The 24,380-nt window shown below is 69.5% G+C and carries 21 protein-coding genes; 13 read left to right on the top strand and 8 right to left on the bottom strand.

Annotated features, from left to right (window positions below):
* Window positions 1–88: 88 nt before the first annotated feature.
* Together QM638_RS13275 and mshA are read right to left on the bottom strand one after the other, a co-directional pair.
* A complete protein-coding gene (locus QM638_RS13275) occupies window positions 89–679 on the bottom strand; it encodes a YbjN domain-containing protein (RefSeq protein WP_415142462.1) in 591 nt (196 codons plus the stop codon).
* Between the two features lie 24 nt (window positions 680–703).
* On the bottom strand, window positions 704–1,960 hold the full coding sequence (gene mshA, locus QM638_RS13270; RefSeq protein ID WP_415142461.1) for a D-inositol-3-phosphate glycosyltransferase: 1,257 nt from the start codon (window positions 1,958–1,960) through the stop codon (window positions 704–706).
* 98 nt (window positions 1,961–2,058) lie between these two features.
* Here mshA and QM638_RS13265 point away from each other — a divergent pair, with 98 nt between their 5' ends.
* From QM638_RS13265 to QM638_RS13255, 3 genes are all read left to right on the top strand, one after another.
* A complete protein-coding gene (locus QM638_RS13265; RefSeq protein ID WP_415142460.1) occupies window positions 2,059–2,466 on the top strand; it encodes a thiol-disulfide oxidoreductase DCC family protein in 408 nt (135 codons plus the stop codon).
* A 31-nt stretch (window positions 2,467–2,497) separates the two neighbouring features.
* The gene (locus tag QM638_RS13260) at window positions 2,498–3,244 is read left to right on the top strand and encodes an SDR family NAD(P)-dependent oxidoreductase (RefSeq protein ID WP_415142459.1); all 747 of its coding nucleotides are present in this window, start codon (window positions 2,498–2,500) and stop codon (window positions 3,242–3,244) included.
* Window positions 3,245–3,411: 167 nt separating this feature from the next.
* Window positions 3,412–4,101 (top strand): aspartate/glutamate racemase family protein, encoded by a 690-nt coding sequence (locus QM638_RS13255; protein ID WP_415142458.1) that lies wholly within the window; start codon window positions 3,412–3,414, stop codon window positions 4,099–4,101.
* A gap of 43 nt (window positions 4,102–4,144) precedes the next feature.
* Here the strand turns inward: QM638_RS13255 and QM638_RS13250 are convergent, their stop codons facing one another.
* Both QM638_RS13250 and QM638_RS13245 read right to left on the bottom strand, forming a co-directional pair.
* Window positions 4,145–5,449 (bottom strand): protealysin inhibitor emfourin, encoded by a 1,305-nt coding sequence (locus tag QM638_RS13250; RefSeq protein ID WP_415142457.1) that lies wholly within the window; start codon window positions 5,447–5,449, stop codon window positions 4,145–4,147.
* A 58-nt stretch (window positions 5,450–5,507) separates the two neighbouring features.
* Window positions 5,508–5,981 carry a PPOX class F420-dependent oxidoreductase gene (locus tag QM638_RS13245; RefSeq protein WP_415142456.1) on the bottom strand — a complete coding sequence of 158 codons (474 nt, stop codon included), beginning with the start codon at window positions 5,979–5,981 and terminating at the stop codon, window positions 5,508–5,510.
* Window positions 5,982–6,131: 150 nt separating this feature from the next.
* On the opposite strand from QM638_RS13245, the gene typA reads away from it, so the two are divergent.
* The 10 genes from typA to QM638_RS13195 all read left to right on the top strand — a co-directional run bounded on the left by typA (window position 6,132) and on the right by QM638_RS13195 (window position 20,802).
* Window positions 6,132–8,021 (top strand): translational GTPase TypA, encoded by a 1,890-nt coding sequence (gene typA / locus QM638_RS13240; RefSeq protein WP_415142455.1) that lies wholly within the window; start codon window positions 6,132–6,134, stop codon window positions 8,019–8,021.
* 945 nt (window positions 8,022–8,966) lie between these two features.
* Window positions 8,967–10,289 carry an ABC transporter substrate-binding protein gene (locus QM638_RS13235; protein ID WP_415142454.1) on the top strand — a complete coding sequence of 441 codons (1,323 nt, stop codon included), beginning with the start codon at window positions 8,967–8,969 and terminating at the stop codon, window positions 10,287–10,289.
* Window positions 10,290–10,317: 28 nt separating this feature from the next.
* Window positions 10,318–11,316, top strand: a complete 999-nt coding sequence (locus tag QM638_RS13230; protein ID WP_415142453.1) for a carbohydrate ABC transporter permease — start codon at window positions 10,318–10,320, stop codon at window positions 11,314–11,316.
* A complete protein-coding gene (locus tag QM638_RS13225; protein ID WP_415142452.1) occupies window positions 11,313–12,155 on the top strand; it encodes a carbohydrate ABC transporter permease in 843 nt (280 codons plus the stop codon). The genes QM638_RS13230 and QM638_RS13225 overlap by 4 nt, the downstream gene beginning before the upstream one ends.
* On the top strand, window positions 12,152–13,642 hold the full coding sequence (locus QM638_RS13220; protein ID WP_415142451.1) for a GH1 family beta-glucosidase: 1,491 nt from the start codon (window positions 12,152–12,154) through the stop codon (window positions 13,640–13,642). Before QM638_RS13225 ends, QM638_RS13220 begins: the two co-directional genes overlap by 4 nt.
* Complete coding sequence (locus QM638_RS13215; RefSeq protein ID WP_415142450.1) at window positions 13,639–14,658, top strand: LacI family DNA-binding transcriptional regulator; 1,020 nt, start codon at window positions 13,639–13,641, stop codon at window positions 14,656–14,658. Before QM638_RS13220 ends, QM638_RS13215 begins: the two co-directional genes overlap by 4 nt.
* Window positions 14,659–14,776: 118 nt before the next feature.
* The gene (locus QM638_RS13210) at window positions 14,777–15,268 is read left to right on the top strand and encodes a MarR family transcriptional regulator (protein ID WP_415142449.1); all 492 of its coding nucleotides are present in this window, start codon (window positions 14,777–14,779) and stop codon (window positions 15,266–15,268) included.
* A gap of 135 nt (window positions 15,269–15,403) precedes the next feature.
* A complete protein-coding gene (gene icmF / locus QM638_RS13205) occupies window positions 15,404–18,616 on the top strand; it encodes a fused isobutyryl-CoA mutase/GTPase IcmF (protein ID WP_415142448.1) in 3,213 nt (1,070 codons plus the stop codon).
* 185 nt (window positions 18,617–18,801) lie between these two features.
* Window positions 18,802–19,572 carry a helical backbone metal receptor gene (locus QM638_RS13200; protein WP_415142447.1) on the top strand — a complete coding sequence of 257 codons (771 nt, stop codon included), beginning with the start codon at window positions 18,802–18,804 and terminating at the stop codon, window positions 19,570–19,572.
* Window positions 19,573–19,785: 213 nt separating this feature from the next.
* Window positions 19,786–20,802, top strand: coding sequence for an amidohydrolase family protein (locus QM638_RS13195; protein ID WP_415142446.1), 1,017 nt, complete (start codon window positions 19,786–19,788; stop codon window positions 20,800–20,802).
* Here QM638_RS13195 and QM638_RS13190 read toward each other — a convergent pair.
* Genes QM638_RS13190 through QM638_RS13175 form a run of 4 tightly spaced genes read right to left on the bottom strand, consistent with a single transcriptional unit; the run spans window position 20,779 to window position 24,258 of the window.
* Entirely contained in the window at window positions 20,779–21,630 is an 852-nt protein-coding gene (locus QM638_RS13190) for an ABC transporter ATP-binding protein (RefSeq protein ID WP_415142445.1), read from the bottom strand. The genes QM638_RS13195 and QM638_RS13190 overlap by 24 nt on opposite strands.
* Entirely contained in the window at window positions 21,627–22,457 is an 831-nt protein-coding gene (locus QM638_RS13185) for an ABC transporter permease (RefSeq protein WP_415142444.1), read from the bottom strand. Before QM638_RS13185 ends, QM638_RS13190 begins: the two co-directional genes overlap by 4 nt.
* Window positions 22,457–23,263, bottom strand: coding sequence for an ABC transporter permease (locus QM638_RS13180; protein ID WP_415142443.1), 807 nt, complete (start codon window positions 23,261–23,263; stop codon window positions 22,457–22,459). The genes QM638_RS13185 and QM638_RS13180 overlap by 1 nt, the downstream gene beginning before the upstream one ends.
* A complete protein-coding gene (locus QM638_RS13175) occupies window positions 23,260–24,258 on the bottom strand; it encodes an ABC transporter substrate-binding protein (protein ID WP_415142442.1) in 999 nt (332 codons plus the stop codon). Before QM638_RS13175 ends, QM638_RS13180 begins: the two co-directional genes overlap by 4 nt.
* Window positions 24,259–24,380 lie beyond the last annotated feature (122 nt).

Here is a 24,380-nt window from a genome sequence, read left to right as displayed (position 1 = left end):
GGCTGAGGCGGCTGAGGCGGCTGAGGCGGCTGACACCGACGAGGTCCACGGATCGCCCGGATCCGAGACGCCGTCGCTGGCATCACAGCTAGCTCGATCCCCGCGCCGACTCGTCCTCGGCCTCCAGCCACCCGCGGAACGCCTCCAGGTTGGCGGTCGACTCGCCGCGCAGCCGGCGCCACTCCCACTCCTTGCGGATGGAGGAGGCGAAGCCGAGCTCGAGGATCACGTTGAACGACTCGTCGGCGTGAGTGAGCACCGCACCGAGCAGCCGGTCGAGCTCCACGGGATCCACCGTGGCCAGCGGCAGCCGCGCGTCGAGATAGATGTCGCCGAGCCGGTCGATCGCGAACGCGACGCCGTACATCCGCAGGTTGCGTTCCAACAGCCAGCGATGCACCCCGGCGTGGTTCTCGTCGGGACGCCGGCAGACGAACGCGTGCACGCCGAGCGCATGCGCGCCGAGATCGAGCCGGACCGGGGTCTGCAGCTTCTTGGTGCCCGGCAGGGAGAAGGAGAACGAGAGCTGCCCGCTGGTGGTCCGCTCCTCGGCCCACTCCAGCTCGTTGTCCCGCAGCCAGGACCGTACGACGCCCGCGCGGGCGTCCGGCTGATCCGGCTGATCCGGCTGATCCGGCTGATCCGGCTGATCCGGCTGGCCCGACCGGTCGGGGGTCATCGGCACACTCCGCTCATCCGATACTCATCCGATCTCGTGCCGCATCAGCGACCGTGCGTGCTCGTAGACCGCGATGGTCGACGTCGCGGTCGCGTCCCAGGAGAACTGCTGCGCTCGGGCATACGCACCGGTCGCGAGCACCTCGCGTCGGCCCGGAGCGGCGATCAGGTCGGTGAGCGCGTCCGCCCAGCGCGCGGGGTCGTGCCCATCGACCAGCACCCCGCTGCGCCCGTGGTCGACCGCCGTCGTCAGACCGCCGACGGCGGCGGCCACCACCGGCGTCCCGCAGGCCTGGGCCTCGACGGCGACCAGGCCGAAGGACTCGTTGTAGGACGGCACCGCCACCACGGTGGCGGCGGCGTACCACTCGGCGAGCCGCGCCTGGGAGACCGGAGGCACGAAGCGGACCACGTCCCCGATGCCGAGCTCGGCGACCAGTTCGGCCAACGCGGAGGGATGCTCCAGGCCCGAGCCGGATGGACCGCCGACCACCGGCACCACCAGACTGTGCCGTAGCGCGGGGTCGCGGGCGAGCATCACCGCGATCGCGCGCAGCAGCACGTCGGGCGCCTTGAGCGGTTGGATCCGGCCGGCGAAGAGCACGACCTGGGAGCGCTCCGGGATGCCGAGCTCGCGGCGTACCGCCGCCTGGTCCCGGCGACGGAAGAGGTTGACGTCCACCCCCGGATGGACCACCTCGACCCGCCCGGCCTCGGCGTCGTAGAGATTGATCAGCTGCTTGGCCTCCAGATCGGTGTTGGCGATCAGCACGTCGGCCGCCTCCACCACCTGCTCCTCGCCGATCACCCGGGCGGCCGGCTCCGGGGTGTCGCCGTCGGCGAGCGCGGCGTTCTTCACCTTGGCCATGGTGTGCATCGAATGGATCAGCGGCACTCCCCATCGGTCCCGGGCCAACGCGCCGACCTGGCCGGAGAGCCAGTAGTGGGAGTGCACCGCGTCGTAGTAGCCGAGCGGGTGGTACGCCTCGGCGCGCAGCACCTCGCGGGCGAACACACACAGCTGGCCGGGCAGCTCGACCTTGCTCAGCCCCTCGAACGGGCCCGCATGGATGTGCCGTACGACGACGCCGTCGTGGGCCTCGATGACCGGATCGAGTCGCGACGAGGTGGACCTGGTGAAGATGTCGACGCCGATGCCGTGATCGGCGAGCCGCTTGGCGAGCTCGAGGACGTAGACGTTCATCCCCCCGGCGTCACCGGTGCCTGGTTGGTCCAACGGCGAGGTGTGCAGGCTGATCATCGCCACCCGCTGGATCCCCATCGCACCTCCTCGTGCCACTCGCCCACAGCGACAACCGTCGCCCGGGCCGGCTCATTCCCGGCCGGCCGAGCAGCCGGTCGGCCCCTATGCTCTCAAGCATGCACGCCGAGACGGCACGGCCCGAGGCAGGTCCCGGACTGCTGGTCTACGACGGCGGGTGCGGGTTCTGCACGCGCGCCGCGGGCTGGGCTCACCGGCTGGATGCCACCGCCGTCGTGCGGCCCTGGCAGGAGCTGGACCTGGCGCGCCTGGGACTGACCGAGACCGAGGTGACCGCCGCAGCCTGGTACGTCGACGAGGTCGACGGACGGCTGCGTCGCCGGCGCGGTCACCAGGCGATCGCGGCGGTGCTGGCGTCGTCCTCGCGCCGTACGGTGCGCGTGCTGGGCCGGGTGCTGAGCACCCGGGCGATGTCGGGGCCGGGCCGGGCGGCGTACGCGGTGGTGGCCCGGATCCGGCACCGGCTCCCCGGCGGGACCGCGACCTGCCGCCTCCCCCGCCGCTGAGCGCCGCCGGGACGGAGCGGAGAATGGCCACATGAGCACACGCACCGCAGTCGTGACCGGGGCCAGCAGCGGCATCGGGGCGGCGACCGCCCGTCGGCTCGCCGGGGCCGGCTACCACGTTTATGCGGCCGCCCGCCGGGCCGATCGCATCGAGGCACTCGCCACCGAGATCGGGGGTACGCCGGTGGTCTGCGACGTCACCGACGAGTCCTCGGTCACGGCGCTCGCCGCCGCCGTCGGCGACAGGCTCGACGTCCTGGTCAACAACGCCGGCGGCGCGTTCGGCTCGGCGCCGGTCGCCGAGGCGGACAGCGACGAGTGGCGCCGGATGTACGAGGTCAACGTGATCGGCCTGATGCAGGTGACCCGCGCGCTGCTGCCCGCGTTGATCGCCAGCGGCGCCGGCACCGTCCTCAACGTCGGCTCGACCGCCGGCCGGGTCGCCTACGAGGGCGGAGCCGGCTACACCGCCGCCAAGCACGGCACCAAGGTGGTCAACGAGACCCTGCGGCTGGAGCTGTTCGACCAGCCGGTGCGGGTCATGGAGATCGCGCCCGGCATGGTGCGCACCGACGAGTTCGCGCTGGTCCGCTTCGACGGGGACGCCAGCAAGGCCGACGCCGTCTACGCCGGCGTCGCCGAGCCGCTGGTCGCCGACGACATCGCCGACGCCATCACCTGGATGGTCACCCGGCCCGCCCACGTCAGCGTCGACGAGCTGGTCATCCGGCCGAAGGCACAGGCGGCCCAGCACAAGGTGCGCCGCGTGTTCGAGTGACCCGTCGCGGACACGGCACCCGGTCGCCGCTCACCCCGAGGGTTCGTGGCGGCGCCGGCGTACCTGATCGCCGCCGCCGAGGAGCGCCGGGCGTGGCGTGAGTGGCTGCCACGGCCTGGGGCGCGACGATTCTTGCTGCGCGCCGCGCCGGTGTCAGACTGCGATGCGTGCAGACGATCGGACTCATCGGCGGGATGAGCTGGGAGAGCAGCGCCGCCTACTACGAGGGCCTCAACAAGGGCGTCCAGCAGCGGCTCGGCGGACTCCACTCGGCGAAGATCGTGATGGCCTCGGTCGACCTGGCCGAGCTGACCGACCTGCAGGACCGCGACGCCTGGGACGAGGTCGCCGCCATCCTCGTCGCGGCGGCGAGGAGCGTCGCCGCCGGCGGAGCGGACTTCGTCCTGATGTGCACCACCACCTTCTACCGGGTGTACGACGAGGTGGTGGCCGCGGTGGACATCCCGGTGCTGCACCTCGCCGACCTGCTGGCGGCCAAGTGCCAGCAGCTGGACATCCACACCGTCGGCTTCCTCAGCACCGCCTTCACCATCCAGCACGACTTCTTCGCCCAGCGCATCTCCGCGGGCGGGATCGACGTCAACCTGCCCGACCCGGTGCACGTGGAGACGCTCGACTCGATCATCTACGACGAGCTCGTCTTCCGCACCGTCAACCCGAGCTCGCGCCGGCGACTGCTGGGCATCGTCGACGAGCTGTGGGACGGCGGCGCCGACGGCGTGCTGTTGGCCGCCTCGGAGCTGTCGCTGCTGGTGCGCCCCGAGGACGTCGAAGTGCCGGTCCTCGACGCGATCACCGTCGGTGTCGAGGCCGCGCTCGACCGGGCCCTGGCCTGACGCCGGCCGCCACGCGGCCCGACGCTGCACCGGGTCGACTGCCTCAGCGCAGCACCAGGTCGGCGATCCGCTGCAGGTCCGGGGTCAGATGCTGCTCGGGCACCCGGCAGGTGGATCCGCACAGGTCGAAGTCGTAGACGTAGCGGTCCGGCTGTGGATCCCCGGCCGGCACTGCCGCGACGTCCACCCGGGACACCAGGTCGCGTAGCTCCGAGACCCGGTCGTCGTCGGCATCGAGGTCGACGCCCGCCTCCTGGGTGCGGCCGGTGAAGCCACCACTGCGGCGCACCGTCACGCGCTCCCCCGAGGCTCCCGCGCCCGCCGATGGACTCGCGCCGGTCGCCGCCCCGGTCGCCGCCACGCCGACCGTCTCCCACGCCGTCCGCACCGCGTCGGCGTGGTCGCCCGCCGCGGCGATCGTCGCGGCGGCGAACCCGGCGAAGTCGGTGTCGGCATCCACCTGGTCACCGGTGAGCGCGGCGTACCAGATCTGTCCCGCCCCCTCCCAGGACCTGCCCCCGATCGCGATCGCGGCCAGCGCGAAGGCGCGGTTCGGGATGCCCGAGTTGGTGTGCACCCCGCCGTTGTCGTCGTCGGTGTCGACGTAGCCGCTCATGTCGGCCGCCTGCGGGTCCTTGCCGAGTCGCGGATCGTCGTACGCCGTGCCGGGGTTGCGCATGTCGCGCAGCGCCCGCCCCTCGACTCCCGGCAGGAAGAGCCCCTCGCCGATCAGCCAGTCGGCGTCGGCCGCGTCCTGACCGAGCAGCCGCTGCTTGAGGCAGGAGCCGAAGACGTCGGAGACGGACTCGTTGAGCGCACCGGACTGACCGGAGTAGGTGAGCCCCGCGGTGCGCTCGGTGACCGCATGGGTGAACTCGTGCCCGAGCACGTCGACCGGCTTGGTGAAGCGATCGAAGATCTCGCCGTCGCCGTCACCGAAGACGAGCTGGGTGCCGTCCCAGTAGGCGTTGTCGTAGTCCTTGTCGTAGTGCACCGACAGGCTCACCTGCGCACCGGCGCCGTCGAAGGAGTCTCGGTGGTAGACCTCGCTGAACAGCGCCAGCGTCCCGGTGATCCCGGTCGCCGCCTCGTCGACGGCGGCATCACCGGAGGCCGGGTCGCCGGCGCTCCGCACCGTGGTCCCGGGGAGGCTGGTGCCGTTCTCGCAGGTGTGCACCACCCACGCGGGCCCGCCGGCCAGCGTGCGGCGCACCGGATGCGGTCCGGCGGCCCGAGCGGCGCGGAAGCCGGCGTCGACGGCCAGTTTGTCGGGCTGGAGTCGCTCGATCAGGTACGGCGGCAGGAACTCGCAGTGGACGGTGGGCGGCGGTGCGCTCCGAGATGTCATCTGTCCAGACAACACCCGAGCACCGACATTTGCGAGCCTCCCGGGGAATTCTCCTCGCTCAGCCCGGCGGCACCCGGTCCGGCGGGAACCCGCCGGTGGCCACCGGTCCCCAGGAGACCGGCGTGATCCGGATCAGCGACTTGCCTTGCTGCCGCATCGCGGCGCGGTACTCCGCCCAGTCCGGGTGCTCGCCGGAGATGCAGCGGAAGTACTCCACCAACCCGTCCAGTGCCTCCGGGGACGGCATGTCCACCACCTCCGCGGTGCCGTCCACCTGGACCCAGGGTCCGTTCCACTCATCGGACTGCACCATCACCGAGCAGGCCGGCGTACGCCGCAGGTTGACCGCCTTGGCGCGATCCGGATAGGTCGAGATCACCAGCGTGCCGGCGGCGTCGACGCCGCCGGTGACCGGGGAGAGCTGAGGCCGGCCGTCGCGGCGGGTGGCGAGCAGGATCCAGCGGTGCCGGGTGCGGACGAAGTCCAGCAGCCCGTCGAGATCGACACGGGTGTTGCTGGCGATCGTCGGCATGCCCCCAGCCTACGGGCTCGGTCGACCGCGACCGATCGCGACCGGAGCTGCGCCCCGGGCCGCTGAGCCCCACCGAGGATGCGGACCGGGCCGCCGTACGCCGATAGAATCGTCCGGTCCGCCACTGCCGTGAAAGTCGAGTGCTCCCGCATGCCCGAAACCAAGACAGCCAACCTTCGCAACGTGGCGATCGTGGCGCACGTCGACCACGGGAAGACCACCCTGGTGGACGCGATGCTCCGTCAGGCCGGTGCGTTCACCGCGCACGAGGCCGAATCCGTGGCGGACCGGGTGATGGACTCCGGTGACCTGGAGCGGGAGAAGGGGATCACCATCCTCGCCAAGAACACCGCCATCCACTACACCGGGCCGTCCGCGCCCGAGGGGATGACCATCAACATCATCGACACCCCCGGTCACGCCGACTTCGGCGGCGAGGTGGAGCGCGGGCTGTCGATGGTGGACGGCATCGTGCTGCTGGTCGATGCCTCCGAGGGGCCGCTGCCGCAGACCCGGTTCGTGCTGCGCAAGGCGCTCAACGCGGACATGCCGGTGGTGCTCGTGGTGAACAAGGTCGACCGCTCCGACGCCCGCATCGACGAGGTGGTCGAGGAGACCTACGAGCTGTTCATGGACCTGCTCGACGACTCCCACAGCCAGGACGCGCTGGACTTCCCGGTGGTCTACGCCTCCGGCAAGGCCGGGATCGCCTCCCTGGAGCAGCCGGAGAACGGAAGCCTGCCCGAGGGCAAGGACCTCGAGCCGCTGTTCAAGACCATCCTGGAGACGATCCCGGCGCCGACGTACGTCGACGGGGCGCCGCTGCAGGCACACGTCACCAACCTCGACGCCTCCCCGTTCCTCGGCCGACTGGCGCTGCTCCGGATCCACCAGGGCACGCTGCGCAAGGGCCAGACGGTGGCGTGGATGCGGCGCGACGGCGAGGTCAGAGGAGTGCGGATCACCGAACTGCTGATCACCGAGGGCCTGGAGCGCAAGCCCGGCGAGCAGGCCGGCCCCGGAGACATCGTCGCGGTGGCGGGCATCCCGGAGATCATGATCGGCGAGACCCTCGCCGACGCCGAGAACCCTCATCCGCTGCCGCTCATCCACGTCGACGAGCCCGCCATCTCGATGACCATCGGCACCAACACCTCGCCGCTGGTGGGCAAGGTGAAGGGCGCCAAGGTCACCGCTCGCCTGGTCAAGGACCGATTGGACGCCGAGCTGGTCGGCAACGTCTCGCTGCGGGTGCTGCCCACCGACCGGCCCGACGCCTGGGAGGTCCAAGGGCGCGGCGAGCTGGCGCTGGCGATCCTGGTGGAGCAGATGCGACGCGAGGGCTTCGAGCTCACCGTCGGCAAGCCGCAGGTGGTCACCCGTGAGATCGACGGCAAGCTGCACGAGCCGTACGAGCGGCTCACCATCGACGCGCCGGAGGAGCATCTCGGCTCGATCACCGAGCTGCTGGCCGGCCGCAAGGGCCGGATGGAGGGGATGACCAACCACGGCACCGGCTGGGTGCGGATGGAGTTCATCGTGCCGGCACGGGGGCTGATCGGGTTCCGTACCGAGTTCCTCACCGAGACCCGCGGCACCGGCATCGCGCACCACATCTCCGAGGGCTACCACCCGTGGGCCGGCGAGATCCGCTCGCGCAACTCCGGCTCACTGGTCGCCGACCGGGCGGGTGCCGCGTCGGCGTACGCGATGACCTCGCTGCAGGAGCGTGGGGTGCTCTTCGTCGAGCCGACCACCGAGGTCTACGAGGGCATGATCGTGGGGGAGAACTCCCGTGCCGACGACATGGACGTCAACATCACCAAGGAGAAGCAGCAGACCAACATCCGGTCGGCCACCTCGGACAACTTCGAGAAGCTCATCCCGCCGAAGAGGCTGTCCCTGGAGCAGTGTCTGGAGTTCTGCCGCGAGGACGAGTGCGTCGAGGTCACCCCGGAGCACGTGCGCATCCGCAAGGTGATCCTGGACCAGAACGAGCGGGCCAAGATCGCCGCCCGGGCGCGCAAGGCCAACAGATAGGCCCGGACAGGCGTACGACGACACCGCCGGCCCACCTTCGACGACGAGCCTTCGAGCGTCAGCCCGGCACCGGGGACGTCTGACATCCCCGGCGGCGCAGGCGACCTCGTCGCCGGGGTCGCCGGTCGCTATCGGGCCACCGCGATCGTGGGCGGCGACCACGCCCACCTCGACCTGGCGCCGATCCCCGACCGGGACCGACGCTGTCACGCACCAGCCGTTGGATCGGCGTCACCGCAGCGACCGTGATCGTCATCGCGGCGGTGGCGATCACGCTGGTCTGACGCCACCAGGAGCGCGAACCGCCGGGCGTTCGTCCCCCGGCGCGGACAAGTTCCGGGTCAACGTGTCCGACTCCGAGACCAGCGGGAACGCCACCAAGCAGCCCACGATCACGGTGGGCGGAAAAAAGGTACTGGTCGAGGTCCGGGGCATCGACGACGGCCGGGCGTACCTCTATGTGCGCGTCGGCTGGCCGCCCCCAGTTCCGGGACGCTGCCGTCGAAGACCGTCGACTACGCGGTCGACGACCGTCTCCGGGTCAAGGACGTCGAGGTGACGCTCCTGGCGCTGTGGCCGGAGCCGGACCGCGGCAACGCAGCCGTCGACCTCCGCGCCGTCCATGTCGATCATCACTGACCGCGACCACTTGCCTCTGCTCGCCGAGCTCACCGCGACCACCTGCCTCTGCTCACCGAGCTCACCGCGACCACCTGCCTCTGCTCACCGAGCTCACCGCAACCACCTGCCTCTGCTCACCGAGCTCACCGCAACCACCTGCCTCTGCTCGCCGTGAATGGAAGCGCTCTCACTTCTTTGCTCACGGGTAGTGGCCGTAGCCTTGACACCTTATGTGACCTACGTCATGCTCATTCCTCACAATACGTGAGAGCGCTCTCACACCCATCCGTCTCATTTCCAGCGTGACCTCAGGAGCGATCAACGGTGTCCAACAACTCAACGCGGTCCCGCCGGACCGCACCGTGGCGGCTGGCCGCGGCAGCCGCCTCGGCACTCCTCGTGGCCGGCCTCGCGACCGCGTGCGGCAGCAGCGGCGGCGGCAACTCCAGCGACCAGTCGTCGATGTCCAAGGACGACGTCCTCACCATCACCACGTTCGGCGACTTCGGCTACGACGGTCTGATCAAGAAGTGGAACGCCGACCCCGACCGTCCGTTCACCGTCAAGCAGACCAAGATCGCCGAGTGGGACACCTGGAAGCAGACCCTCACCTCCGACCTGCAGGCCGGCACCGGCCTGACCGACATCGTCGCGGTCGAGGGCGACGCGATGCCGCAGTTCCTCGCCGAGGGCGCCTCGGACCAGTTCGTCGACCTCTCGGACTCCTCGCTCGACGACCGCTGGGTGGACTACAAGTACAAGGCCGGACAGACCGCCGACGGCAAGCAGATCGGCTATCCGACCGATGCCGGGCCGGAGGCGGTCTGCTACCGGGCCGACCTGTTCAAGAAGGCCGGGTTCGCCACCGACCGCGACCAGGTCGCCGCGATGTTCGACAGCTGGGACGACTACTTCGCCTACGGCCAGAAGTTCGTCAAGGCCGTGCCCGGCACCAAGTGGTACGACTCCTCGGGATCGATCGCCCAGGCGATGCTGAACCAGGTCCAGTACCCGTTCCAGGACAAGGACAACGACATCAACGTCGACGACGCCGACTCCACCGGCCTGCGCAACGTCTACGACACGGTGGCGAAGTACTCCGACACCCTCTCCACCCAGGTCGTGCAGTGGAGCGACGACTGGATCGCCAACTTCACCGACAACGGCTTCGCCACCATGCCGTGCCCGGGCTGGATGTTCGCCTACATCAAGAGCTCGGCCCCCAAGGTCAAGGGCTGGGACATCGCCGACGCCTTCCCCGGCGGTGGCGGGAACTGGGGCGGCTCCTTCCTCGCCGTACCGACGCAGTCCGAGCACCAGAGCGAGGCCAAGCAGTTCGCCGCTTGGCTCACCGATGCCGACCAGGAGGTCGGTGCCTTCGAGGCCGCCGGCGCCTACCCCTCGAACCTGAAGGCAGAGCAGCAGCTGAGCTCGGAGAACGAGACCGACTCCTACTTCAACAACGCGCCGACCGCGAAGATCCTCGCCAACCGGGCCAAGGCCGTGAAGCCGAACCTGCCCTACAAGGGTGACAAGTACTCCGACATCCTCGGCCTGTTCCAGACCGCGATCCAGCGGGTCGACGAGGGCAAGTCCGCGGACTCGTCCTGGAGCACGTTCACCCAAGCGGTCGACGGCCTGAGCTGACGCCCGCGACCGATCCGGAAGGCACTCGATGAGCAGCCTCACCTCTCCCTCCGGGGACACCGCGGTCGCGGCGTCCCCGGAGGACGCCCATCCGAAGCCACCTCGTCCGACGATCCGGCAGCGGCTCTCCCGCCTCGACGTGTCGGTCTCGCCGTACCTCTACGTCCTGCCCTTCTTCGCGGTGTTCGCGGTCATCGGGCTCTACCCGATGCTGTACTCGCTCTACCTGTCGTTCTTCTCCTGGCCGCGCTTCGGCGCTGCCCACGGCGACGCGGTCGGTTGGGCGAACTACCTGCACGTGCTCGAGGACCCGGTCTTCCACCAGGCGTTCTGGAACACCATCGGCATCTTCGCCCTCTCCTCCATCCCCCAGATCATCATCGCCACCGTGGTGGCAGCGCTGCTCGACACCAACCTGCGCGGTCGGTCCTGGTGGCGGATGAGCGTCCTGCTGCCGTTCGTGGTCGCGCCGGCGGCGACCGCGCTGATCTTCGGGTCCCTGTTCGCCGACAAGTCCGGCCTGGTCAACGACGCACTGGGCTGGTTCGGCATCTCCGGGGTGCAGTGGCACGCCAACCGGCTGGGCAGTTGGACGGCCATCGCCACCATGGTCAACTGGCGCTGGACCGGCTACAACGCGCTGATCCTGCTCGCCGCCATGCAGGCCATCCCGCGCGACCTCTATGAGGCGGCGTCGATGGACGGCGCCGGCGCGGTGCGCCAGTTCCGCCACGTCACCCTGCCCTCCATCAGGCCGACGATGATGTTCGTCATCATCACCTCGACCATCGGCGGTCTGCAGATCTTCACCGAGCCCCGCCTGTTCGACACCAACCTGCAGCACCAGGGCGGCGCGAACTACGAGTACCAGACGCTGACGATGTACGTCTTCAACACCGCCAACAGCTCGACCGATCCCTATCCTCGGGCGGCCGCGGCGGCCTGGATCCTCTTCGGGATCATCGTCGCCTTCGCGATCGCCAACTTCCTCATCACCCGTGCCGTCCAGCATCGGAGCGCCTCATGAGCAGCACCTCCAGGAGCCGTCCCGGCTTCCTCGTCTACGGACTGCTCGCTGCCTTCTTCGTCGGCTCGGCGTTCCCGCTGTACTGGTCGTTCGTGATCGGCTCGGTCACCAGGCAGCGCGCCGGGGAGAACCCGCCGCCGCTGGTCCCCGGCGGTCACTTCCTCGCCAACGCCGCCCGGGTCTTCGACCGGATCGACTTCTGGTCCGCGCTGGCCAACTCGGTCATCGTCTCCGGCATCTCGGCGATCTCGGTGGTCTTCTTCTCCACCCTGGCCGGCTACGCGCTGGCCAAGTTCCGCTTCCGGGGAAGCGCGGCGATGACGGTGTTCGTCATCCTGACCATGGCCGTTCCACCGCAGCTGGCACTGATCCCGCTGCTCAAGGAGTTCAGCAACCTCGGCCTGACCGGCACCCGGGCGGCGGTCATCCTGCCGTGGCTGGTGACCGCGTTCGGCGTCTTCTTCATGCGGCAGTACCTGACCGACGCGATCCCCGACGAGCTGATCGACGCGGCGCGGGTGGACGGCTGTTCGATGATCCGCACGTTCTGGACGGTCGCGGTCCCCGCAGCCCGGCCCGCGATGGCGATCCTCGGACTGTTCACCTTCATGCAGGCCTGGACCGACTTCATGTGGCCGCTGCTGGTGTTGCAGGGCTCGAGTGTGCAGACGCTGCAGACGGCGCTCGATCAGCTGAAGATCGCTCCCGGCCAGGGGCTCAGTGACATGGCCCTGCTGCAGGCCGGCACGATCCTCGCCACCGTGCCGCTGCTGCTTCTGTTCATCGCGACCGGCCGCCAGCTGGTGTCCGGCATCATGCAAGGAGCCGTCAAGGGATGACCTCGCCCATCACGACCGCCGCCCGGGCCGCCACCTCGACGGCCGAGTTCCCGGCCGACTTCCTGTGGGGCACCGCGACCGCGGCGTACCAGATCGAGGGCGCCGTCGCCGAGGACGGCCGCTCTCCCTCCATCTGGGACACCTTCAGCCACACCCCGGGTGCGGTGCTCGGCGGTGACGCCGGCGACCTCGCCTGCGACCACTACCACCGGATGCCGGCCGACGTGGCGCTGATGAAGGAGCTCGGCATGGGCGCCTACCGGTTCTCCGTGGCGTGGCCGCGGATCCGGCCCGACGGCGGCCCGGTGAACGCTCGTGGCCTCGACTTCTACGCCCGCCTGGTCGATGAGCTGCTCGGCGCCGGGATCACCCCGTGGCTCACCCTCTACCACTGGGATCTGCCGCAGCACCTCGAGGACGCCGGTGGCTGGACCAACCGGGACACCGCGCTGCGGTTCGTCGAGTACGCGATGAGCGTGTACGACGGGCTGGGCGACCGGGTGCCGTTCTGGACCACCCTGAACGAGCCCTGGTGTTCGGCCTTCCTGGGCTACACCGGGGGGCAGCACGCACCCGGGCGACGGGAGGGTGCCGCCGGGCTCGTCGCGGCCCATCACCTGCTGCTCGGCCACGGCCTGGTGATCGACGAGCTGCGTCGCCGGCGGACCACGGCCAAGCTCGGCATCACGTTGAACTTCTCCGACGTGGAGCCGTTCGACCCGCACGACCCCGGCGACATCGACGCCGCCCGGCGGGTGGACGCCACCTTCAACCGGGTCTTCCTCGACCCGCTGTTCCGGGGCGGCTATGCGGCCGACCTGCTCGACGACACCGCGCATCTGACCTACGCCGGCCGGGAGTGGACCGGCGTGATCCGGCCCGGCGATCTGGACCTGATCGCGCAGCCGCTCGACGTCCTCGGCGTCAACTACTACCGACGCGAGGCCGTCTCCGCACACCCGCACGCCGACCTGTCCGGCAGCCGCATCGACCACCCCAGCCGGCCGACCTCCTCGCCCTATCCGGGATCGGAGTTCGTCACCCAGCCGCGCCGGCCGGGGGCTCCGGTCACCGGGATGGACTGGGACGTCGCGCCGGACGGGTTGACCCGGCTGCTGCTCCGACTGGCCGACGACTACGCCGCTCCGCCGCTCTACATCACCGAGAACGGCGCGGCCTACGACGACGAGGTCACTCCCGACGCGGCGATCCACGATCCGGAGCGCACCGCCTACTACGCCGCCCACCTGCGGGCGGTGCACGACGCCATGACCCAGGGCGCCGACGTCCGCGGCTACTTCGCCTGGTCTCTGCTCGACAACTTCGAGTGGGCCTACGGCTACCGGCACCGGTTCGGGCTGGTGCACGTCGACTTCGACACCCAGAAGCGCACCCCGAAGGACAGCGCGTGGTTCTACGCTCGGGTGGCCGCGACCGGCAAGCTCGAACGGACCGGCGAGGACGCCGACGACGAAGGAGCGCCGTGACCGACCAGCATGGGCCCGGGTCCCCCACCCTGGAGGAGGTGGCTCGGCTGGCGGGGGTCAGCCGCGCTACCGCCTCTCGGGCGATCAACGGCGGCAGCCGGGTCAGCCCGCAGGCGCAGGCGGCGGTCGACAACGCCGTACGCCGCCTCGGGTACTCCCCCAACCGGGCCGCCCGCTCGCTGGTCACCCGGCGCACCGACTCGGTCGCACTGGTGGTGCCCGAACCCGATGAGCGGGTGTTCAACGACCCGTTCTTCGCCCGCACGCTGCACGTGGTCACCCGAGTGCTCTCCGAGCGCGATCTCCAGGTGGTGCTGCTGATCTCCCAGCCCGGCGACGAGAAGCAGCGGATGCTGCGCTACCTGAGCGGCCGGCACGTGGACGGCGCGATCGTCGTCTCGCACCACCGACGCGACAGCCTGGCCGAGGACCTGGTCAGCTTCGGGCTGCCGGCGACCTTCATCGGCCGGCCGTGGAACAACGCCGACCAGGTCTCCTTCGTCGACACCGACAACCTGGCCGGTGGGCGGGAGGCCACCGGCGTGCTCATCGAGCGCGGCTGTCGCCGGATCGGCACCATTGCCGGACCGGCCGACATGACCGCCGGCCACGATCGGCTCGAGGGATGGCGCCAGGCGATGAACACGGCGGGCCTGGCCACCGACGCGGTGATCCACTGCGACTTCACCGAAGAGGGTGGCGCGACGGCCTGTGCCGCTCTGCTGGAGGCGCACCCCGACCTCGACGGCCTCGCGGTCGCCTCCGATCTGATGGCCTCCGGCGCCCTGCGCACCCTGGCCGCGCGCGGACTGCGTGCTCCCGAGGATCTCGCCATCACCGGGTACGACGATCTGGGCATGGCCGAGCACACCGACCCACCGCTGACCACGATCCGCAACCCGCTCTCCGAGATGGCCGATCAGGCGGCGCGGCTGCTGCTCGACCAGCTCGACGGCGCCCGCTCCCCGCGCCGCGTCATCTTCACCCCGACGCTGGTACGGCGCGCCAGCGCATGACACCCAGCCGAGGCGGATGAGACACGTCGGGCTCGCGTTCCATCCTCGCGCCGGGACCGGCTCTCGGGTAGCGGTCGGCCGCCGGGCGAGCCGGAGACGATCCGTATCATGGTCGGCCATGGATCCGATCCGGGAAGCACATCGACAGTGGGTGAGCCACGGGTGGGAGGACGCCGCGGACGGGATGGCGATGGTGACGTCGGTCGTCCGAGTGCACCAGCTCTTCATGGAGCGGATCGATGCGGTGCTGCGTCCGCTCGACCTGACCTTCGCCCGCTACGAGATCCTGCGGCTGCTCTCCTTCGCCCGCACCGGCGCACTGCCCATGGCCCAGCTCGGCTCCCGGCTCCAGGTGCACCCGACCTCGGTGACCAGCGCGGTCGACCGACTCGAGCGCCAGGGGTACGTGGACCGCAGTCGCGGCGAGCGTGATCGCCGAGTCGTGCTGGCCACCATCACCCCGGCCGGCCGCACGATCGTCGAGTCCGCGACCGACGGCCTCAACGCCTCGGTCTTCGCGAAGCCGGGCTTCGCCGAGCGCGACCAGGTGGCCGAGCTCACCGCGCTGCTCAACCTGTTGCGCGCGGCCGCCGGGGACACCGTCGGCTGACCCGACGGCGCGACCGCGCCCACTCCACAAGCCCCGCGACAGCGGCCGCTCTCCTCGCGCGGCAGGACTCGCCCGGATTTGATTGGATGTCCTAGTATTTGACTACTTGGACATCCTCGTTCCTCTGGAGTTGCCATGCCGGCCGACCTCTACGTTCCGCAGCACCACGTCCGCATCGTGACGGCGAGCAGCCTCTTCGACGGTCACGACGCCTCGATCAACATCATGCGTCGGATCTTCCAGTCCCAGGGCTGCGAGGTGGTCCATCTCGGCCACAACCGGTCGGTGGCCGAGGTGGTCGATGCCGCGATCGAGGAGGATGCCCATGCGGTGGCGGTCTCGTCGTATCAGGGCGGCCACGTGGAGTACTTCGAGTACCTGGTGGAGTCGCTGCGTGCCCGGGGTGCCGGACACGTCAAGGTCGTCGGTGGTGGTGGCGGGGTGATCGTGCCGGCCGAGATCGAGCGGCTGCGGAAGTCCGGGGTCCACATCTTCTCCCCCGAGGACGGCCAGCGACTCGGCCTGGTCGGGATGATCAACTCCGTGGTCCGCGACGTCGACGCCGACCTCGTCGCCCAGCGGCTCCCCGAGGCCGCGGAGATCCTCGCCGGAGACCGCGGCGCCGTCGCCCGGGCGATCACCGCCGCCGAGCAGGGCCGGCTGCCAGCCGAGGTACGCACCGCGCTGGAGAAGGCGGTCTCGACCGACGGGGGTGTCCCGGTCCTCGGCATCACCGGGACCGGCGGATCCGGGAAGTCCTCACTCACCGACGAGCTGGTACGACGCCTGCGAGCCGACCAACAGGACAAGCTGCGCGTCGCGGTGGTCGCCATCGACCCGACCCGGCGCAAGGGCGGTGGGGCGCTGCTCGGCGACCGGATCCGGATGAACGCGATCGACACCGACCAGGTCTACTACCGCTCGCTGGCCACCCGTGGCGCGCACGAGCTGCCCGAGCACCTCGGCGACGTACTGCGTGTGCTCGCCGGCGGCGGCTTCGACCTGGTCATCGTCGAGACCCCGGGCATCGGTCAGGGCGACGCCGCGATCGTCCCGTTCGCGGACTGCTCGCTGTACGTGATGACGCCGGAGTTCGGGGCGGCCAGCCAGCTGGAGAAGATCGACATGCTCGACTTCGCCGACGTGGTGGCGATCAACAAGTTCGAGCGCCGTGGCGCGATGGACGCGATGCGCGACGTCGGCCGACAGCTGATGCGCAACCAGGAGGCCTTCGGCTCGGGACCCGCGGAGATGCCGGTCTACGGCACCTCCGCGGCCACCTTCGACGACGACGGCGTGACGGCTCTCTACCAACACCTGCGCGGCCTGCTCGCCGAGCACGGCCTGCCGGTGACCGAGGGCACCCTGGCCCCCGTCACGGTCCGGCACTCCACCAAGATCCACCCGGTCCTCCCGGGCGATCGGATCCGCTACCTCGCCGAGATCGCCGACACCGTGCGCGACTACCACGCCACCACCGAGCGACTCGTGGCGACCGCGCGCCGGGCGCAGGCGTGGCGGCTCGTCGCCGACGACCTGCGGCGAGGTCTCGATACGCCCTCGCTCGTCCCTCACGAGGACCACTCGACCACCGACGGCACCGACGACGCCGAGCTCGCCGGTCGGGTGGCGAGCGCCAGCGAGCGTATCGAGACCTCGCTTCCGGCCGAGCTCCGCGAGCAGCTCGCCTCCTGGCCTGAGACGAAGGCGACGTACGCCGCGGACGACGGCGGCCGGACCTCGCTGTCCGGCAACACCATCCCCCGGGTGGCCCTGCCGCGGTTCACCGACCAGGGCGAGTTGGTGAGCTTCTTCCGCCGGGAGAACCTGCCCGGCCGGTTCCCGTTCACCGCCGGCGTCTTCCCGTACAAGCGGGTCGGCGAGGACCCGGCCCGGATGTTCGCCGGCGAGGGCGACCCGTTCCGCACCAACCAGCGGTTCAAGCTGCTCTCCGAGGGCCAGCCGGCCACCCGACTCTCCACCGCGTTCGACTCGGTCACGCTCTACGGCCGCGACCCTGACGAGCGACCCGACATCTACGGCAAGGTCGGCACCTCCGGGGTCTCGGTGGCCACGTTCGAGGACATGAGAACCCTGTTCGACGGGTTCGATCTGCTGGCGCCGTCCACCAGCGTGTCGATGACGATCAACGGTCCGGCTCCGACCGTGCTGGCGTTCTTCCTCAACACCGTCATCGACCAGGCTCGCGAGCGGGGCATCGACCCCGCCAAGGCGCTGGCGACCGTGCGTGGCACCGTCCAGGCGGACATCCTCAAGGAGGACCAGGGCCAGAACACCTGCCTGTTCTCCACCGAGTTCAGCCTGCGCTGCATGGCCGACATCCAGGAGTGGTTCATCGCCCACGGCGTCCGGAACTTCTACTCGGTCTCGATCTCGGGCTATCACATCGCCGAGGCCGGGGCGAACCCGATCAGCCAGCTCGCCTTCACCCTGGCCAACGGGTTCACCTACGTGGAGTCCTATCTGGCCCGGGGGATGCGGATCGACGACTTCGCGCCGAACCTGTCGTTCTTCTTCTCCAACGGGATGGATCCGGAGTACAGCGTCATCGGTCGCGTCGCCCGGCGGATCTGGGCGGTCGCGATGCGGGACAGGTACGGCGCCTCCGAGCGCTCCCAGAAGCTGAAGTACCACATCCAGACCTCCGGGCGGTCGCTGCACGCGCAGGAGATGGACTTCAACGACATCCGCACGACGCTGCAGGCGCTGACCGCGATCTACGACAACGCCCAGTCGCTGCACACCAACGCCTTCGACGAGGCGGTCACCACACCCTCGCCGGAGTCGGTACGCCGCGCGCTGGCGATCCAGCTGATCATCAACAAGGAGTGGGGCCTGGCGTTCAACGAGAACCCGATCCAGGGCTCCTTCATCATCGACGAGCTCACCGATCTGGTGGAGCAGGCGGTGCTCGCCGAGTTCGACCGGATCTCCGAGCGCGGTGGCGTGCTCGGCGCGATGGAGACCGGCTACCAGCGCGGCAAGATCCAGGATGAGTCGATGCTGTACGAGCACCGCAAGCACTCCGGGGAGCTGCCGATCGTCGGCGTGAACACCTTCCGGCGCGACGGAAGCGAGGAGCCGGACGGTCCGCTGCTGCTGGCGCGAGCCACCGAGGAGGAGAAGTCCTCCCAACTCGCCCGGGTCCGAGAGTTCCAGGCGGCGCATCGCGACGACGCCGCGGCCGCGATCGCCCGACTGAAGCAGGCCGCCACCGGCCAGGAGAACATCTTCGGCGTCCTGATGGACGCCGCGCGAGTCTGCTCGCTCGGCCAGATCACCGAGGCCTTCTTCGAGGTCGGCGGCGCCTACCGCCGCAACGTGTAGACGACCCGCCCGACAGGCAACGGCAAGCAACCGCCACCACGGACACGGCGCGAAGCGCACGCATGGTCGCCGAGTCGGCGTTTGTCGTACGCCAATTGACGCCGAGTCGGCGCTTGTTGGACCAAGAAGCGCCGACTCGGCGTTGTTGAGCGGGCGGTTGACGCCGACTCGGCAAGGATGAGACTGTGCGCGATGATCTGGGGACGCCGTACGACGGTCCGGTCGAGTCCACCCGGGTGGTCAGCCTGGTGCCCTCGCTGACCGAGGCGCTCGCCTCGGTCGCCCCCGAGCGGGTGGTCGGCGCGACCGACTGGTGCACCCACCCGGCAGACCTCGCCGTCACCCGGGTGCGCGGCACCAAGAACCCCGACCTCGCCGCGATCAGGGCGCTCGCTCCGGACGTGGTGGTCGCCAACCAGGAGGAGAACCGCGAGCTCGACGTCCGTCGGCTGCGCGAGTCCGGTGTGACGGTGTGGGCGACCCGGATCGAGACGGTGCCGGACGCGGTCGCCTCGATGGAGCGACTCCTCCACGCGCTCGGTTGGCGGCGGCCGACCTGGCTGGACGAGGCGCGGCGACGGTGGTGCGGCCCGCTGCCACCGGTGGCCCGCACGGTCGTCGTACCCATCTGGCGGGACCCGTGGATGGTGGTCGGCGCGCGCACCTTCACCTCGGACCTGCTCCGCCGGCTCGGCTGGCGCAACCTGTACGACGGCCTCGGACCGGACTCACTCAACGCCGCCGGCGAGCGCTATCCGCACGTCGAGGTGGCCGACCTCGACATGGCGGGCGCGGATGTCGCCCTGCTGCCGGACGAGCCGTACGTCTTCACCGCCACCGACGGCCCGGACGCCTTCCGCCGCACGCCCACCGAGCTGATCAGTGGGCGGCTGATCACCTGGTACGGGCCCAGCCTGGTGGAGGCGGCGGCGCTCGCCCACTCCCCTCGGCGCTGAGCGCGGCCCTCGGCCGATCCAGCCATGGATTACACTAGTCGTTATCTATTATTATCTATCGAAAGCCCGCCTGGGAGTCTCCTTGTTCGATCCCGACCTGGCCGCGAACCATGTCCGGCACCGGGCAACTATTGTTGACTATTTCGTTAGCATTCGTGATGCTGGCGAGCGTCGTAGCCGTCCGAACGACGCCCGCCACCTCGAGGAGACCACGTGATCATCGACTGCCACGGCCACTACACCACGGCCCCGGCCGAGCACACCCGCTGGCGGGCCGACCAGCTGGAGGCCTACCAGGCGGGTCGCGCCGCACCGGCCTATCCGACGATCTCGGACGACGCCATCCGCGAGAGCATCGAGCTCAACCAGCTCCGCCTGCTGCGCGAGCGCGGCGCGGACCTGACCGTCTTCTCCCCGCGCGCCTCGGCGATGGGGCATCACCTCGGCGACCTCGAGACGAGCGTCGCCTGGGCAGAGGTCAACAACGACCTCATCGCCCGGGTCGTCGACCTGTTCGGGTCTCACTTCGCGGCCGTGGCACAACTGCCCCAGACCGCCGGTGCGCCGCTGGCCGCCGCCGTGGCCGAGCTCCACCGGTGCGCCGACATGGGCTTCGTCGGGGTGAACCTGAACCCGGACCCGAGCGGCGGTCACTGGACCTCACCCCCGCTGACCGATCCGTACTGGTTCGGCCTGTTCGAGGCACTCTGCGAGCGCGACCTGCCCGCCATGATCCACGTCTCGGCGAGCTGCAACGACGCCTTCCACAGCACCGGAGCCCACTATCTGAACGCCGACACCAGCGTCTTCATGCAGCTGCTCTCCGGCGACCTCTTCGCGCGCTTCCCGCAGCTGCGCCTGGTCATTCCGCACGGCGGCGGCGCGGTCCCCTTCCATTGGGGCAGGTACCGAGGACTGGCGGACATGCTGGGCAAGCCCAGCCTGGATGACCACCTGATGGGCAACGTCTTCTTCGACACCTGCGTCTACCACCAGCCGGGGATCGACCTGCTGGTCGAGGTGATCGAGACCAAGAACATCCTGTTCGGCTCGGAGATGGTCGGCGCGGTGCGCGGCATCGACCCGACGACCGGTCACTACTTCGACGACACCGCTCGCTACATCGAGGCGGCCGACCTGGACGACGAGTCGCGCCAGGCGATCCTCGCCGGCAACGTACGCCGCGTCTACCCGCGCCTGGACGAGCTACTCGCTGCCCAGGGCCGCTGACTCGACCTTCGTCGCCCGCTCGGGCGCCCCGTCTCCGCGAATCCGACCCAGGATATGGGTTCGCAGTCGGGTGAACTCCGGCTCGGCGCGGGTCAGGAGCTGGTCCCGCTCCCCGCCGAGCCCGACGTCGACCGTCTCCACGACCGTGGCCGGCTTCCCGGAGAGTACGACGACCCGATCGCTGAGGTAGACCGCCTCGTCGATGTCATGAGTCACGACGATGATCGTGATCCCGAATCGGGCACGCAGGGCGAGGGTCAGGTCCTCGAGCTCGAACCGAGTCTGCGCGTCCACGGATCCGAACGGTTCGTCCATGACCAGGATGGACGACTCGTAGGCGAGACCGCGAGCAATGGCCACCCGCTGTTGCATGCCGCCGGAGAGCTGCCACGGATACTTCCGCCCGACATCGGCCAGGCCGACCGAGGTCAACGCCTCCTCTGCCCGGCTCCTTCGTTCGCGCCGCGGAACGCCACGACCCTCGAGCGGGAAGGCGACGTTGTCGCACACCCGCATCCAGGGCATCAACGAACCCCGATAGTCCTGGAACACCACGCCGATCTCCGCCTGCGGCTCGGTGACGACTCGGTCGCCCAGACGAACCGTTCCGGTGCTGGGCACGGCCAGCCCCGAGAGCGCCCGGAGCAGTGTCGTCTTGCCGGCTCCCGACGGGCCCACGATGCACACGAACTCACCGGGCTCGATCCTCAGGTCGACATCGCGGAGGACCCGATGCGCCGAGGCGCTGTTCCCGAAGGTCTTCGAGATGCCCTCCGCGCTGAGCGCCTGTCGGCGAGGCCGAGCCGAGTCTGTGGATCGAGTGCTCACCTGGCGTTCCCACCTTCGGGTTGGTATCGAACGGCGCCGTTCGCCCCGTGCGTGCGCCTCGCCTCGCGTGGGGGCCGCTGCTCGTACCAGCCGAGCAGCAGGTACTCCAGGCCCAACAGGCCCAGACTGATCAGATAGCCGACGATGCCGATCAGGATGGTTCCGGCCCAGGTGTCGGCCACCGCGAAGTTCTGGCTGCTCTTCAAGATGAAGTAGCCGATCCCCTGTGCCGATCCGTAGATCTCGGAGATCACCACCATCACCAGGCCAACCGCAACTGCGACCCGCAGGCCGGCGAGGAACTGCGGCAGAGCCCCGGGGAGCATCACCTTGCGCAACCGCAGGGTCCACCGGATCCGATAGCAAGCGGAGACCTCCAGGATGGCCGGGTTGATGCTTCTCACTCCGTTGATCGTGTTCAGCAGGATCGGCCAGAAGGTGGCGAAGGCGATGAGGAGCACCTTCGGCATCGCACCGATCCCCAAGGTCAGGATGATCGCCGGGATGAAGGCCACCTGAGGCATCGACCGGAAGAAGGTGAGCGTCGGCATCAGTACGTCGCGCGCGTGGGTGTGTACGCCGATGAGCAGGCCTAGGGTCGCGCCCGCGCCGACGGCGATGAGGAAGCCGAAGGCGAGGTTGCGCAGCGTATAGCCGAGATCGCCGAGGAGATCTCCGTCGCGTACGCCGTCGAGGAGTGCTTGGAGGACCGTCGACAACGGCGGGAAGTACACCGACCGGCTGTTCGCGGTCGCGATCCACACGATCGCGAAGACAGCGATCGGCACGGCCACGATCTGGACCAGTCGCAGCGTTCGGGCACCCATCATCGCTCCTGCCCGACGCGCCACCGCAGCAGCCGCCGCTCCGCCGCCTGACACACCAGGTTGACCAGGAATCCGAGCACCGCGGCGGTGAAGACGAAGGCGAACGCCTGAGGAGCATCACCGTCCAGTTGAGCGCTGGCGAGCCTGCGTCCCAACCCCGGGGTGGCGGAGAGGATCTCGACCCCGACCGAGACCAGCACCGAGGTGGACGCGGCCAGTCGCAACCCGGTCATGATCGATGGCATGGCGCTGGGCAGGACCACCTTGCGGAATCTCAGCAGGCTCGGGATCCGGTACCCTCGGGCCGTCTCCCGGATCGCCGGCGTCACCTCCCGGGCGCCGTACTGGGCCTGGAGGAACAACGGGAAGACGCAGGCTGCGAAGACAACCGTGCACTCCATCGTCTGGGTCGCGCCGAAGATCAACAGAAACACCGGCAGCAGCGCCACCACCGGGAAGGAGCGACCGATGTCGACGGACATCCGGGTCAGGCGCTCACCCAGAGGATAGGCACCAGTGATCAGACCCGCCGGCACGGCGACCGCGAGCGCGACAGTCAGCCCGATCACGGATGCCCGGAGCGTCTGCCAGGTGGCCGCCCAGAAGTCACTGGTGACGACGAGGTCTCGCAGTGCGCCAGCCACTTCCTCCGGCCGAGGCAGTACGGAACCGCTGACGACGCCCAGCCGTGCCACCACGAACCAGACGACCACGACGGCGGCCGCACAGGCCGCCTGCTGAGCCCACAGGCTCGCCCTACCGACGGACAGTGCCCGCAGTGGCGGCGATGTGGCCAGGATGGTCATCGGGTCGGCGCCTCGGACCAGAACAGTTGGTCATCGGAGGGCGCCGAGTCGATGTCGCCCAGCTTGATCAGTTCGGCGCTGAGCTTCGCGGTCGTCGCGGTGTCCATCGTGGCCGAGTAGTGCAGCGGTTTCATCGAGGTGATGTAGCTGTCGGGCAGTTCGGTGTATTCGCGCTGGGTGGCGCGGACCGCGTCGGGGTGCTTGTTGGCATACTTGATTCCGGTCGCGATGGCCGCGTTGAACTTCTCGGCCAGGTCGGCGTGCTCATCGAGGAAGTCGGTGGTCGCGATGTAGCCGATCTGAAGCGTCCCAGGCAGGCTCGTGGTCCCGTCGCTGATGATGCGGAAGCCGGACTTCGTGGCCTTGCTGTAGTAGAGGCCGAAGATCAGCACCGCGTCGACCTGGCCCTTCGTCGCCGCTTCCTGCAGGGCCGGAGGCTCGAGATTCACGTAGGTGAACGTCACGGGATCGGCCCCAGCCTTGCGTGCCAGGATGTTGTTGACCAGGTTCGTCGTGCCTCCGATCCCGGAGACGCCGATCTTCTTGCCCTCCAGGTCTGCGAACGACCTGACCGCGCTGTCACCGGGTACCAGCAGACCATCGGTAGGACTCGCGTTCGCCTCCGAGCTCTGGATGCCGGTCACGAGCTGGACGTCGAGTCCGCCGGCAACCGCCTTGATCGCCTGTGGCGCCCCGCCGTTGACGAACTGGACCTCGCCGTTGGTGAGCCGCGGAATGTTCGCCGAGGTGTCGGCGCTCGCCTCGGCGAAGGTGACATCGAGGCCGTGGTCGGAGAAGAAACCCTGCTCCTTGGCGATGACCACCGGCTCGAAGCCGGTGTTCGCCGGCCGCATCACCGTCACCGCCACCTTCCCACGCGAGTTCGCCACGAAGGTGCTCGACCCACCTCCGCAAGCGGACAACGAGGCGTACGCCGCCAGGCCCGCAGCACCTCCGATCAGCGACCGCCGGCTCATAGCTCTCGTGATCGACATCGGCATTCCTCCAAGCACGTCGCGCCCGAATCGAGCAGAGTTTTGTTATACGAAACCGAGTGTTGAAGATCAACAGTACGCGCTCATCGACGTGATGTCCATCACTAGGGCGGGCGACCCGG

The sequence above is a fragment of the Nocardioides sp. genome, from assembly GCF_047606145.1.
GTDB lineage: Bacteria > Actinomycetota > Actinomycetes > Propionibacteriales > Nocardioidaceae > Nocardioides.
Note: the sequence above shows the minus strand (reverse complement) of the source record. Positions and strands in the feature narration are given on the sequence as shown.